Annotated in this window: 9 protein-coding genes and 1 pseudogene; 8 read left to right on the forward strand and 2 right to left on the reverse strand. The window is 60.8% G+C overall.

The genetic code is table 11. The annotated features are described in order from the left end of the window. The first annotated feature begins 44 nt into the window (after positions 1-44). The gene (locus tag ACIQ39_RS02690; protein WP_396433068.1) at positions 45-887 is read left to right on the forward strand and encodes a patatin-like phospholipase family protein; all 843 of its coding nucleotides are present in this window, start codon (positions 45-47) and stop codon (positions 885-887) included. Positions 888-968: 81 nt separating this feature from the next. Beyond that, a complete protein-coding gene (locus ACIQ39_RS02695) occupies positions 969-1,163 on the forward strand; it encodes a type II toxin-antitoxin system ParD family antitoxin (RefSeq protein ID WP_396433069.1) in 195 nt (64 codons plus the stop codon). A 166-nt stretch (positions 1,164-1,329) separates the two neighbouring features. Here ACIQ39_RS02695 and ACIQ39_RS02700 read toward each other — a convergent pair whose 3' ends face one another. Beyond that, a complete protein-coding gene (locus ACIQ39_RS02700; protein ID WP_396433070.1) occupies positions 1,330-2,304 on the reverse strand; it encodes a LysR family transcriptional regulator in 975 nt (324 codons plus the stop codon). Positions 2,305-2,398: 94 nt separating this feature from the next. On the opposite strand from ACIQ39_RS02700, the gene ACIQ39_RS02705 reads away from it, so the two are divergent. Together ACIQ39_RS02705 and ACIQ39_RS02710 are read left to right on the forward strand one after the other, a co-directional pair. After that, positions 2,399-2,632 (forward strand): hypothetical protein, encoded by a 234-nt coding sequence (locus ACIQ39_RS02705; RefSeq protein WP_396433071.1) that lies wholly within the window; start codon positions 2,399-2,401, stop codon positions 2,630-2,632. 62 nt (positions 2,633-2,694) lie between these two features. Continuing rightward, a complete protein-coding gene (locus ACIQ39_RS02710) occupies positions 2,695-4,206 on the forward strand; it encodes a CoA-acylating methylmalonate-semialdehyde dehydrogenase (protein WP_396433072.1) in 1,512 nt (503 codons plus the stop codon). Between the two features lie 240 nt (positions 4,207-4,446). On the opposite strand, the gene ACIQ39_RS02715 is transcribed toward ACIQ39_RS02710, so the two are convergent. Next, positions 4,447-5,829, reverse strand: coding sequence for a Fic family protein (locus ACIQ39_RS02715; protein ID WP_396433073.1), 1,383 nt, complete (start codon positions 5,827-5,829; stop codon positions 4,447-4,449). Positions 5,830-5,966: 137 nt separating this feature from the next. Between ACIQ39_RS02715 and ACIQ39_RS02720 the strand changes: the two are divergent. The 4 genes and pseudogenes from ACIQ39_RS02720 to ACIQ39_RS02735 all read left to right on the forward strand — a co-directional run. Next, positions 5,967-6,205: pseudogene (locus ACIQ39_RS02720) on the forward strand (aldehyde dehydrogenase family protein); the annotation flags it as partial. A gap of 666 nt (positions 6,206-6,871) precedes the next feature. After that, complete coding sequence (locus ACIQ39_RS02725; protein WP_396433110.1) at positions 6,872-7,600, forward strand: nitrilase-related carbon-nitrogen hydrolase; 729 nt, start codon at positions 6,872-6,874, stop codon at positions 7,598-7,600. 60 nt (positions 7,601-7,660) lie between these two features. Continuing rightward, on the forward strand, positions 7,661-8,281 hold the full coding sequence (locus ACIQ39_RS02730) for a helix-turn-helix transcriptional regulator (RefSeq protein ID WP_396433074.1): 621 nt from the start codon (positions 7,661-7,663) through the stop codon (positions 8,279-8,281). 12 nt (positions 8,282-8,293) lie between these two features. After that, the gene (locus ACIQ39_RS02735; protein WP_396433075.1) at positions 8,294-13,237 is read left to right on the forward strand and encodes a KGGVGR-motif variant AAA ATPase; all 4,944 of its coding nucleotides are present in this window, start codon (positions 8,294-8,296) and stop codon (positions 13,235-13,237) included. The last annotated feature ends 12 nt before the right edge of the window (positions 13,238-13,249 follow it).

A 13,249-nucleotide genomic window follows, 5' to 3' on the forward strand; every position in this document is an offset into this window, starting at 1 on the left:
TATTTATTCAATAAATGCCCATGTTCACCTTGAAATTTTAACAGTTGCAAACCCTGGCTTTTGCAGGTGGCTGCAACCGCTGCTGTTGGCAGGCGGGTCTGCTGACGCATTTGCAAGCTCAAGGCTTGCAACTGCCCGCCCAACTGGTCGGCACCAGCGCAGGAGCCGCCATCGCGGCATCGCTTCTGACGGGCAGCACGATGACCGCGCTCAAGGCGTGTCAAAAGTTTTATGCCGCCAATGCCCAATTGTTGGACTGGCGTGGGCTCAAACGGCTCCAATTGAACTTCGCCCATCAAACGGTTTATCCCGCATGGCTCGCCGCTTTTGTGCACGAGGGCAACTTCAAAACGCTCCAGACAGCGCCCAGTCAATTGCTGGTCGCGGTGACCCGTCCCGCCAAGGCTCTGGGTCTCATGGGCAGTGTTGCCGCTGGTTCTCTGGCTTATCTCATTGACAAAAAGCTGTTTCACAACATCCACCCGGCTTTGCCTCGCTTTTTGGGTCTGCGACAAGCGTTCTTTGCATTGCGCGACTGCGCCACTGTGCAAGAAGCACAAGCCATCCTGAGGGCCGCTGCAGCGGCACCGCCCTTCATGTCCGGTGTTCGCCTTCAAGGCCAATGGGCTTTTGATGGGGGCTACACCGACAACGCCCCGATTCCTGCGCAAACCCCCCAAGAAAAATCAACCACACTGGTCTTGTTGACCCGGCACTACCCCGACAAACCCGCTTTGTTCAAAGCAGATGGCCGAACTTACTGGCAACCCAGCCGCAAAGTTCCGGTCTCCACCTGGGACTGCCGCCCGGGCACCACCGTGGAAGATGCGTTTGCACTGGGGCAAAAAGACGCACGCTTGGCGTTGGCAAAAGTTTTAGTTTGCTAAATACTGCATGCCAATACACGCTGGCCTCTTTGAAAAAAAGCTCTTCTTGCCAAATTTTGCCAATTTCACTGTCCTGAGCGGATGAGCACCATGAACATTTCCTTGCCCGAAACCTTGAAAACTTTTGTGGATACCCAGATCAGCCAGCGCGGTTACGGCACCAGCAGCAAATATGTCCGGGAGCTGATCCGTAAGGATCAGGATCGGCTGCAATTGCCTGAAAAACTCCTAACCGGGGTCAGTTCTGCCCCGACTGTGCCGGTCGATCTGGCCTAATTTGACCGCCTGCGTGAACAGGTTCGTCAGCCCTCACGCTCAACAACACACCCGTGAAATCCAAACCGGTCGTTCCCCTTGAACAGGCCACGAGGGATGCGCAAGAAGCCATTTCTTTTTCCAAGAGGCGTCAGACTGACGAACAGACCTCAAACGCACCATCGTGTCAAACCCCAAAACCCCCAGCCAGTCCTTCACGCAAACAAGCCACCAAGGCCGTCACCGCCCGGGGCACGTGCGGCGCATACGGCCGGATGGCGTAGATGGTTTCGGCGAAGGCGCCCACGGGTTTCCAATCGGGCAGAACCCGCACCAGCTGCCCCTTGCGCAGTTCGGCCTGGGCGCTGAAGTCGGGCATGAGGGCGATGCCTGCGCCGGTCAAGGCCGCTTCTCTCAGAGCCTCGCTGTTGTTGGCGGCAAAGTTGCCACTCACGGGCACGGTGATGCGCTCGAAAGTGTTCGACCTGGGTTCAGAAGCCGCGTCTGAAGCGGGTTCTGAAACTGGACTCGGCTCGAAAGTCCAAGCCGGGGTGTCTTGCGAACGGGGGTAATGCAGGCAGTTGTGGGTTTGCAGCTCGGCAGGTGTGGTCGGTCGGCCATGCTGTTTCAGATAAGCCGGGGTGGCCACCAGCACCGACTCGGTCGCGCACAGCGCCCAGGCCACATGCGTGTCGGGCGGGCGGGCGGTGTGGCGAATGGCCAGGTCGTAGCCTTCGGTGGCCAAGGCGCTCAGCCGGTCGGACAAGTCCAGCTCGATGCGCACTTCGGGGTAGTCTTTCAAAAAAGCGGCGAACAAGGGCACCAGTTGCTGGCGGGCCAGCGCCACCGGGGCGGTCACGCGCAGCAAACCGCTGGGCTGCTCGGCCAAATCGCGCACTTGCGCAAAGCTTTGCTCGATCAGCTCAAACGAGGCGCGGGTGTCGTCCACCAGCTTTTGCCCGGCTTCGGTCAGGCGCAGGCTGCGGGTGGTGCGCTGCACCAGGGTGACTTTGGCGGCGCGCTCCAGCTCGGCGATGCGCTGACTCATGGCGGCTTTGCTCACGCCCAGGCGAGAGGCGGCAGCGGTGTAACTGCCTTGCTGGGCCAGCACGCTCAGCCAGTGCAGGTGCGTCCAAAGGGTGTTGATTTTTTTGTCTTCCATGCAAGCATTGTTCATTATTTTTAACAATCAATTCATTTTCGAGCTCTTGTAGCGGGTGAAGGGGGTGCCTACACTTATCAGCTCAGGACATGGATTGCCACGCTTCGCTCGCAATGACCTTGATGCGATTGATAAGGCTGTGACGCTGGTGACGCTGGTGACGCTGGTGACGCTGGTGACGCTGGTGACGCTGGTGACGTTGGTGACGTTGGTGACGTTGGTGACGTTGGTGACGTTGGTGACGTTGGTGACGTTGGTGAGGGTGATGCTAGCGCCCCCCTGTCTCGTCATTGCGAGCGAAGCGCGGCAATCCAGCAAAGGGCGCTGACTCAGGCATCCCCTGTGCGAACCGCCATGCAGCCCAAACCACCAACCATCCAGGAGATCAACATGCGCATCACCCCCATCGGCCATTACATCAACGGCCAAGTCGCCGCAGGCGCTTCGGGCCGCAGCCAACCCGTCACCAACCCCGCCACCGGTGCTGTCACCGGCAGCGTGGCCCTGGCCAACAGCGCCGAAGTGGCCCAAGCCGTGGCCGCTGCGCAAGCGGCGTTTCCCGCTTGGGCCGACACACCGCCGCTGCGCCGCGCCCGCGTGATGTTCAAGTTCCTCGAACTGCTGAACCAACACAAAGACGAGTTGGCGCACATGATCACCGCCGAGCACGGCAAAGTGTTCACCGACGCGCAAGGCGAAGTCTCGCGCGGCATCGACATCGTGGAATTTGCCACCGGCATTCCGCAGCTGCTCAAGGGCGACTTCACCGACCAGGTGTCCACTGGCATCGACAACTGGACCTTGCGCCAGCCGCTGGGCGTGGTGGCCGGCATCACGCCCTTCAACTTCCCCGTCATGGTGCCCATGTGGATGTTCCCGGTGGCCATTGCCGCGGGCAACACCTTCATCCTCAAACCCAGCCCAACCGACCCCAGCGCATCGCTGTTCATGGCCGAGTTACTCAAAAAAGCCGGTTTGCCCGACGGTGTGTTCAACGTGGTGCAGGGCGACAAAGAAGCCGTGGACGCGCTGCTGGAGCACCCCGATGTGAAGGCCATCAGCTTTGTGGGCTCCACACCGATTGCCAATTACATCTACGAAACCGGCGCGCACCACGGCAAGCGCGTGCAAGCCCTGGGCGGCGCGAAAAACCACTTGGTCGTCATGCCCGATGCCGACATCGACCAAACCGTGGACGCCTTGATTGGCGCGGGTTACGGCTCGGCCGGTGAGCGCTGCATGGCCATCAGCGTGGCGGTGTTGGTGGGCGATGTGGCCGACAAAATTTTGCCCAAGCTGATTGAGCGCACCAAGGCGCTGCAAGTGCTCAACGGTGAAAACCTGGCCGCTGAAATGGGCCCCATCGTGACCGACGCGGCGCGTCAGCGCATCAAGGGCTACATCGACGCGGGCGTTGCTGAAGGCGCGAAGATGCTGGTCGATGGCCGCGAGTTTGACTGCGCGAAGGCTGGTGCCGGTTGCGACAACGGTTTCTGGCTCGGCGGCACGCTGTTTGACCACGTGAGCACCGACATGAAAATCTACAAAGAAGAAATCTTTGGCCCGGTCTTGAGCTGCGTGCGAGTGCCCGACTTTGCCACCGCCGTGCAGATCATCAATGATCACGAGTTCGGCAACGGTGTGAGCTGCTTCACCCGCGACGGCAACGTGGCGCGTGAGTTTGCGCGCCGCATTCAGGTGGGCATGGTCGGCATCAACGTACCGATTCCCGTGCCCATGGCCTGGCACGGCTTTGGCGGCTGGAAGCGCTCGCTGTTTGGCGACATGCACGCTTACGGCGAAGAGGGCGTGCGCTTTTACACCAAGCAAAAGTCGATCATGCAGCGCTGGCCTGAGAGCATTGGCAAGGGGGCTGAGTTCGTGATGCCCACGGCCAAGTAAGCCCCCCGTCACTGCGAGCGCAGCGAAGCAGTCCACTCGGCTAGTCGCACCTCTGTGGCGGGTCTGGGCTGGGGCGGAGGGCAGCGCTCATGTCCCCCGGACCGGGCATTGCCCAGTCCTACTCCTTGACTTCGCTTCGCCCTCCGCCCCAGCTCAGGCCTGGTGGTTGCAGCCGCACCATCCCCCGGACCGGCGCCCCGGTCCAGCGAGCTAAGTACTCCCCGCGCGGCGAGCGCCGATTCACCTCTCAAGCCAAGCCGAATACTCCAACGGCCGAATCCCAAACCGCACCGCATTGCCCGCATGCAGCGCCGCAAATTCGGCCAGCACCAGCGCAGTGAATTGTGGGTGTTCGTCTGGTGGCACCGAGTCGGGGATCTTGCTTTTCACCGCTTGCTCGTTGGCGGCTTCGCCCTGGCGCACGATGGCGGCGACCACTTCGGCCAGGGCCTGCCGGTGGCGCAGCCGAAAGGTGTCGGGCGGCACCAGGGTCTGCTGAATGGCCACGTACTGTTGGCACGAGCGTTCATAGGCCCACACAAACACGTCGCGCAGCAGCTCCACGCGGTTGAGTTCGTACACACCCAGCATGGCGTTCACATAGGCCAGTTGCGGCACGTCTATGAAGGACAGCGGGCACAGGTTGTGGCGGATGAAGGGGATGTTGGCCGCCAGCCGCGACACGCGTTTGTTCACGTCTTCAAACGGCTGCAAGTAGGGCAGGTGCACCATCAAAAAGAAGGCTTGCTCAAACGGGTCGGCAATCTCGGCGGCCATCTGCACCACGATGCCCAGCAACTCCTCCAGCCGCTGGGGCAGCGCCAGCGGCAGGTAAACACTGCCGCCGATCTCCACCGGGCGGCGGCGCACGCGGCCCACGGCGGTGGGGTCGGCCATCAGGCCGTCCGACAAAAAAGCGTGCAGCGCGATCACGGTGTTGGTCTGCACATGGGCGTTGTCGAGGCTGAGCACCAGGTATTCGATGGCCTGTTTGTGGTTCAGGATCATCTGCGTTTCCAGCGCGTCCTTGCCTTCGGCGGCCTGGCCAAACGCGATCAACCGCTCGGTGTCTAGGCGGCTGTAGGTGTTGCCTTCCAGTTGCGACGAGGCCCAAGACAGGTCGATCAGCAAGCGGTTGAGCATGTCCCGGGCGAAAGTGCCCGCAGGGGTTTGCTCGGCGGGCGAGCGGCCCATGGCGTGCAGCTGCTCGCGCAAGCCCTGCGGCAAGTAGGCGGTCTGGTTGGGCTGGTATTGCTCCAAGAACGACTGCCGGTAAGCCACCGGGCTGCGCAGGTGGCGCGGCTGGGTGACGTAGGCGCGGACCTCGGCCCCAGCCACCGACACGAGCAGGTCATCTGGCGGCGGGGCTGTGCGCCAAATGGCCTCTGGCTCTTGTGCGCGTATGACGGCTGATGCCGCGCGGCGGTAACGCGCCGTGCGGCGATCGCCCAGCATCTCGATGCGTTGCTGCGCCACCAGCAAGGCCAAACGCCGCTGCAGGGTGCGGCGGTGGATCGGGGCACCCCATTGCTGCGCGATGCTGTCAATGCCCACACCATCAGGGGCAATGACTATGAGTTCGAGCAAGCTGTCCAGCTCTTGGGCGGGGGTCAGGCGTGGCATGAGGCGGGCTTTGAAGTGGCGGGCGGTTTGCGACAATTAAGTGTCGCAAACCATTTTATGCGACACATGAATTGTCGTAAAGCCTTGTTTTTACGCCCTTATGCGCCTGCTCTTTGGTCGAAACACCCTCACAAGGCGGCTTCTGGCTGGGCGGCACGCTGTTTGACCATGTGAGCACCGACATGAAGATCTACAAAGAAGAAATTTTTGGCCCCTCTTGAGTTGCGTGCGCGTGAGTGACTTCGCCACCGCCGTGCAGATCATCAACGACCACGAGTTCGGCAAGGGCGTGAGCTGCTTCACCCGCGACGGCATCATGCAGCGCTGGCCAGAGAGCATCGGCAAAGGCGCTGAGTTTGTGATGCCGACAGCGAAATGCGCTTCGTTCAATAGAATAATTTTCTCTTATAAACTCCCTCAAAAAGGGAGTTTTATGGAGCGCCTCTCGACCTTGTTGGATCCCGCAAGCACAGAATTTTCATACCGACACGCATTGGTTCGTCTGTGGGTCCTGGCCAGCGACGATTTCACTCTTAACCGTTGGGAACAGCTCAACAAGCAAGACAACTTCGGCCAGGCCTACGGGGTTTTTCTCGACCAAATCCAGGGTGAAAAAAGCATCAGCAAAGCGTCCATTGAAGCTTCACCCTTGGCCCTGATTCGTGCGCTCGACGACTACCTTGCCAGCACCCGGCAGCCCTCGTCGCAATCCACACGCGCGAATCAATTCACACACCCCTTTGAAGAAAGTGAAAAAGCTTACTGGCTCATCCCTGTGACCTTGGCGACACGCCGGACCGCCCGCATGGATCACCAGCCCGTTCGCCCTGCCCGCTGGTTTCTCCATCACACCGTACTTCCCACTCGCACCGCATTCGGCATCGACGTGTCTGTCCAAAGTAGCCGTTCACAACTTGACTCGACGCTGAGCCAACTACTGAGCCAAGCCGAGTGCGCTCTGCGTGTCTGGATTGCCCATTTTGACGACGATGCCGATGTGCAATGGGACAGGCGTCGCAGTCCTGTTCAAAATTGGCGCTGCATGGCCGTCGTGCCACACGAGACTCGGCAAGCTTCCCTGTTGCGCACATTGCAAACGGCCCAAAGCGAGGGTGCCCACGTCGTGGTGTTTCCAGAATTCACCCTTGACCTCGCGCATCGAGAGCAGCTGGCTACGCATCTGCGCCAAACGACTGAAAGCTCAATTCAATTGGTGGTTGCAGGTGCATTCCACGAACCCGTCAAAGCAGGCGCTGACCTGCCTGCCTACAACACGGCCCCTGTTCTGAATGGCAACGGTAAGTGCTTGTTCAGCCACCGCAAACTGCGCATTTATGGCAATGACCAAGATGGCGCTGAATATGTGGACGTTGGCAATACATTGACAGTGCTCGTCACGCCCATCGGCTGCATGACCGTACTGATTTGCAAAGACTTTCTGGACGAAGACCCACGCGTTGACAACCTCCTGGCCGAAGTCCCTGTCGATTGGGTTTGGGTTCCCAGCTATGGCAATGAAAGCACGCTCAAACGCCACAAAGAACGCGCCTACAAATTGGCCACATTGACCACGGGCACATCCAGCGCTGTGGCCCAGACGCAAAACACCGCCACGAAGGAGTCCGACCCAATCCGGAGCCATTTGCCAGGCTTCGGCCACCAAGCGGGCGAGACAACGCCCACTGATGTGTCATGCACAGGCTCGTTGGTGGTATTTCGACTGAAGCAGCAATCCAAACCCCAAGGCCCCAGCCTGACGCGCGTTAAGTGATATAAACCGTTAGAAACTGAATTAGAATTCCAGACCCCGTCGATTTATATTGGTTTACAAATGAACTGGCTCCACATTCACGCTGATGACTTGATTGAACGTGTTGAACCCGCAGAAGCCTTGGCACAGTTGCGACAGCAATCGCGACTTAGCCCAGAGGAAACCAGCAAGCTCGACATCTACCTGCATCATTGGGCACTGTTGGTACTTCAACGCAGCGATGACCCTGTGGGCGTGCAAGAAGTGCTGACTTTGACTGAAATTGCACAAGACTTGGCACCCAAGGGGGTCGAAGGTCAAACCGTACAGCAGCGTTGGGGGGCCTTTGCAGACTTGCTCGAAGGCAAGCGCAAACAACTGCAAGCCAGACAAGACAAGCCCCCTGTTCAACTCAAGCAGCAAGACGCCATCTTGCAGCGCATTGGCCAGTCACTGGAGGGCCGCATCAAGCAGTCCGACCTCAAGGATCACTTGCAATTGAGCAAAGGCCGTGTCAGCCAAATTCTGGGCTTGCTCGAATCGCGCTCGCTCATCACGCGGCAACGCGAGGGCAAAGAAAGCTGGGTGAGGCTCACCCAAGCCAACATCACACCCGCCACGCCTGTGCAAAACAACGCAGGCTCTTTTCAGATCGCTCCACACATTGGCCGCGCCGTGTTTGCAGGCCTAAAAGCCGCCTGAGAAAGACCCCCCATGCGCCCCGCCGTCATCAGCTTCTACAGTTACAAAGGCGGCGTAGGTCGCACCCTGCTCGCCGCCAACATGGCGGTCGGTCTGGCCCGCGAGGGCAAAACCCTGCTGTGGGACATGGATGTAGAAGCCCCTGGCCTGCACAACATCCAAGCCTTGCGCACCACTGGGGGCATCCAAGCAGGTTTTTTTGACTGGTTACTGGACTGGCAAAAAAACAAACTGCGCCAGCCCGGCCCCAAAGACTTGGCGCAACTGAGCCAACTGCTGAAAGCCACGCCCTTTAGCCAATTGTTCATCCTGCCCGCACACGGTGATGAGGCAGACCCCGCACAAATGTATTTCGACATCGATTGGGGGCAACTGCTGGGTGGCGATCCTCCGCCTGCCCGCGATCTCTTCAACGCCTTGCTTGAATACCTAGGGCAAGAGGGCTTTCGGCATGTCTTGATCGACACCCGCACCGGCTTGACCGACTTGGGCGCTTTGCTGGCCGGGGTTTTGCCCGACGCCACCGTGATGGTCGGCGGCTACGGTCATCAAAACCTCAAGGGGCTGGGCAAAGTGCACCAAGCCTTGAAACAATTGAACCACAGACTGCGCCCCAGCAACACCGTCCTGCGTCTATTTCCGGTGGCCTCACCCATTCCCCAAGACAACCCCGACACCGTGGCTAAGGGCCGCCAAGACTGGAGCGAAGCCTTTGGCATCCCCGATCTGACTTCAGTGCGCGAAATCCGCTACGACATCACCTTGCCATTCAGCGAAGCGCTGCTGATCACCCAAAGCGAACGCGGCATCGCCAAAGACTACGACCGCATTTACCGCGACCTTTCGCAATTTGCAGACACCGTGCTGGCCACAGAAGCTGCCGAACAGGCCGCACAAAATGTCCGCCCGGACATTTTTGAACGCGACCCTTCCGACCCACGGGCTTCCAGAGCCGCACAGGGCAAGCGTTTTGAAGACCGCGTGGCCGACCTGCTGCGCTTGCTGGGTTACAGCGTCGAGCGTGAACAACTCATTGGCCCCGACAGGGTGGACTTGATCGCCCGCATCGATTCAGGCATAGACACATTGACCTATTTTGTGGAATGCAAAGACCATAAAAATGCGGTCTCCAAAGAGGTCATTGACCTGTTGGGCCTTTGGTTGAACAAGCCATCAGCCCAAACCATGCATGCACGGGGCATGGTGGTGGCGAATGCGTTTTCACCTGCGGCCATGGCCAGCGCCAAAGACCAGGGCATCAAAACCGCCACACCACAAGACCTAGAGCGGCTCCTTCTGGACTTTGACAAATACCTGTTCCAACTGGTGGCCGACTTCGAACAAACGCCACTGGCCAGCAGCTATGTAACGCAACGCACGCAGCCCGAGCAGCGTCGCGCCCAAAAGGACGAGGACTCAAAAGAAAGCGACGCAACAACCCACATTGAAGACTTGGTCGAGCACGGCATAGAGTGGGCCAATGGCCGCGACAGCCGCCTGTGGATTTTGCTGGGCGACTACGGCACCGGCAAAACCGCCTTCACGGACAAACTGGCCTATGAGCTGTCCAAGCGCGCGCGGCAAGACAGCGCTGCGCCTGTACCTCTGCGCGTGAGCCTGCGCGACTTCCCCAACAAAGTCAAACTGGACGAACTGCTGGCCGAGCGCTGGCTGCAAGCCACTGGGCAACGCAAAGACCCGCGCGTGCTGCTGCATCTGATCCAACGCGGGCGCATCGTGCTGATTTTTGATGCCTTTGACGAAATGGGCATCGCCACGGCGGGGCGCAGTGTGGTGGACCAATTTCGCATGCTGGTCGGCATCACCGCCACACCGGGCGAAACGGCCATGGGCAACCGCGTGCTCATCACTTGCCGCGAACAATTTTTCAAAGACCACGGCGATGCACTGCAAGCGGCCATCGGTGAACAAGACCGGATCAGCACCTCGGCCTTGCTGGATGTGGCACAACGCTTTGATGGCGTCATTCACACCGTGGCCACTTTCACGCCAGATCAAGTGCGTCAATTTTTGGTGCTGCGACTTGGTCCAGCCAAGGGCGAGGAGGCGCTGCAGTTTTTAGCAAAGCAGCACCTGATGGCGCTGGGCGACCGGCCCCAGTTGCTGGACATCATCATCGCCAGCCTGCCTGCGCTGCAAGAGCGCCAAGCCCGCAGCGGTGAAACCCTGAGCACAGGGGCGCTCTACCAAACTTACACCAACAAATGGTTGGAAGACCCCCAGCTCAAACCCGTCGAGCGGCAAAGCAGCAGCGAGATGCTGCGCAGCGTGCTCGAAGAGTTGGCCTTGCTGCTGTGGCAGCGCGTGGGTAACCGCATTCACTACGGCGACCTGTTTGCCCTGGTCAAACAGCGGGTGGACTTGCGCGGCCAACTCGACCCCACCCAACTCGACGTGGAGCTGCGCACCGCCGCCTTTTTGTCGCGCACGCCCGATGGTTTGTACGGGTTTTCGCACCGCAGCTTTTTAGAATTTTTTCTGGCCCGGCGTCTTGAGCATGCGGTCTGCCATGCGGCATTGGCTGCTGTGGCGCAAGTGCTGGACATCCCACGCCTGTCTGTCGAAACCACCCAATTCCTGCACGACTTGGTGCCCCTCAACGACGGTGACAAGCGCGAGGCCATGAAGGCCTCCATCCGGGGCTTGCTTGAACCCGCCACAGAAAGCATGAGCGCCAACACCCGGGTCAATGCCTTGTGGCTGGGCTACCAGTTGGCCCATCTGGCGGCTGGAGACGACGCTACCGCCATCCGCGCCAACATGGCCGACTGGATCCCAGAGTCGGCCCATCTGGCGGGCTTGGATTTGAGCGACATGCGCTTGACCTTGCTGGTCGCACCGCGTGCCGATTTGCGCCGCAGCCAACTGACACGCTGTGCACTCGGGGGGGCCGATTTGAGGGGCGCATTATTGGAGAATGCCGACCTGCGTCACGCCCTTCTGATGAACGCCAATTTGAGCGACAGCCAGATGCAGGGCGTCAATGCCAGCGACTGCAAGGCCCCCCATGCCAACCTGACTGGGGCCAAGGCCACAGACTCTCTGTGGCTCAATGCCGATTTGCAACACGCGGTTTTAGAGGCCACCGATTTCACCCACGCCGACCTGCGGGCCGCGCATTTGGCCCACTGTCAAGGTCACCCCGTTCTCGGTCAAGCCCGCACCCAGGGCCTGACCGCCCGCCACGCCCACCACGCCCGACACGCCCACAACTGGCCTGCCAGTGCACACACACTGACCACCCCCCCCTTTGCGCACTTGGCTCTGGCACCCACCACAGGGCACGTGGGCTACGTTCGCAGCGTGGCCTTCAGCCCCAACGGCCAGCACATCGTCAGCGCTGGCAGTGATGGCATGCTGCGCCTGTGGGACGCGGCCACCGGCCAAAGCCTGCGGGTCTTGGAGGGCCATCAAGGCGCGGTTCTGAGCGTGGCCTTCAGCCCCAAGGGCCAGCACATCGTCAGCGCTGGCCGTGACGGCACGCTGCGCCTTTGGAACGCGGCCACCGGCCAGAGCCTGCGGGTTTTGGAAGGCCATCAAGGCGGGGTTCAAAGCGTGGCCTTCAGCCCCAAGGGCCAGCACATCGTCAGCGCTGGCAATGACGGCAAGCTGCGCTTGTGGGACACGGCCACCGGCCAAAGCCTGCGGGTTTTTGAGGGCCATGAAGGTGGGTTTTTAGGCGTAGTTCTGAGCGTGGCCTTCAGCCCCAAGGGCCAGCACATCGTCAGCGCTGGCAGTGATGGCAGGCTGCGCCTGTGGGACGCGGCCACCGGCCAAAGCCTGCGGGTTTTTGAGGGCCACCAAGGCGCGGTTCTGAGCGTGGCCTTCAGCCCCAATGGCCAGCACATCGTCAGCGCTGGCAGTGATGGCAGGCTGCGCCTGTGGGACGCGGCCACCGGCCAAAGCCTGCGGGTCTTGGAGGGCCACCGAGGCGCGGTTCTGAGCGTGGCCTTCAGCCCCAAGGGCCGGCACATCGTCAGCGCTGGCCGTGACCGCACGCTGCGCCTTTGGGACGCGGCCACCGGCCAGAGCCTGCGGGTTTTGGAAGGCCATCAAGGCGCGGTTCTGAGCGTGGCCTTCAGCCCCAAGGGCCAGCACATCGTCAGCGCTGGCGATGACCGTACCCTGCGCCTGTGGGACGCGGCCACCGGGCAAAGCCTGCGGGTTTTTGAGGGCCACCAAGGCGCGGTTCTGAGCGTGGCCTTCAGCCCCAAGGGCCAGCACATCGTCAGCGCTGGCGATGACCGTACCCTGCGCCTTTGGGACGCGGCCACCGGGCAAAGCCTGCGGGTTTTTGAGGGCCATCAAGACTGGGTCCAAAGCGTGGCCTTCAGCCCCAAGGGCCAGCACATCGTCAGCGCTGGCGATGACGGCACGCTGCGCCTCTGGGACGCGGCCACCGGCCAATGCCTGCGGGTTTTGGAGGGTCACCAAGGCGCGGTTCTGAGCGTGGCCTTCAGCCCCAAGGGCCAGCACATCGTCAGCGCTGGCGATGACCATACGCTGCGCCTGTGGGACACGGCCACCGGCCAAAGCCTGCGGGTTTTGGAGGGCCACCAAGGTGGGGTTCAAAGCGTGGCCTTCAGCCCCAAGGGCCAGCACATCGTCAGCGCTGGCCGTGACGGCACGCTGCGCCTGTGGCAAACCGATGGGCAGGAGTTGCTGCGCCTGCGCGCTGGAGCCAACACGCCCAGCATGCAGTCCCACATGCTGGCGCAATCTGGCGGGGCATGGGTGGCCTTGGATTTTCGTCAAGACCCGCGAGGGCTGTGGTCGGGCCAAGGCGATGTGGTGGACACGGTGCGTTATGTGGACAGCACCGAGCTGACCCTGCCCTGGCCTTGGGTGCCACGCTACTGGCGTGCCAGCGATCTGCCCGAAATGCGCGCAGATGACTCCCTTCTGGCGCACCAGCAGGCACAATCGCCAGATTGAAAATGCTGAGCA

The sequence above is a fragment of the Limnohabitans sp. genome (assembly GCF_044361645.1).
Taxonomy (GTDB): Bacteria; Pseudomonadota; Gammaproteobacteria; order Burkholderiales; family Burkholderiaceae_C; genus Limnohabitans_A.

Coding starts and splice junctions, on each gene's coding strand:
- ACIQ39_RS02695 (WP_396433069.1), top strand. CDS start 969: ATGAGCACCATGAACATTTCCTTGCCCGAAACCTTGAAAACTTTTGTG.
- ACIQ39_RS02700 (WP_396433070.1), bottom strand. CDS start 2,304: ATGGAAGACAAAAAAATCAACACCCTTTGGACGCACCTGCACTGGCTG.
- ACIQ39_RS02710 (WP_396433072.1), top strand. CDS start 2,695: ATGCGCATCACCCCCATCGGCCATTACATCAACGGCCAAGTCGCCGCA.
- ACIQ39_RS02715 (WP_396433073.1), bottom strand. CDS start 5,829: ATGCCACGCCTGACCCCCGCCCAAGAGCTGGACAGCTTGCTCGAACTC.
- ACIQ39_RS02725 (WP_396433110.1), top strand. CDS start 6,872: ATGGCCGTCGTGCCACACGAGACTCGGCAAGCTTCCCTGTTGCGCACA.
- ACIQ39_RS02730 (WP_396433074.1), top strand. CDS start 7,661: ATGAACTGGCTCCACATTCACGCTGATGACTTGATTGAACGTGTTGAA.
- ACIQ39_RS02735 (WP_396433075.1), top strand. CDS start 8,294: ATGCGCCCCGCCGTCATCAGCTTCTACAGTTACAAAGGCGGCGTAGGT.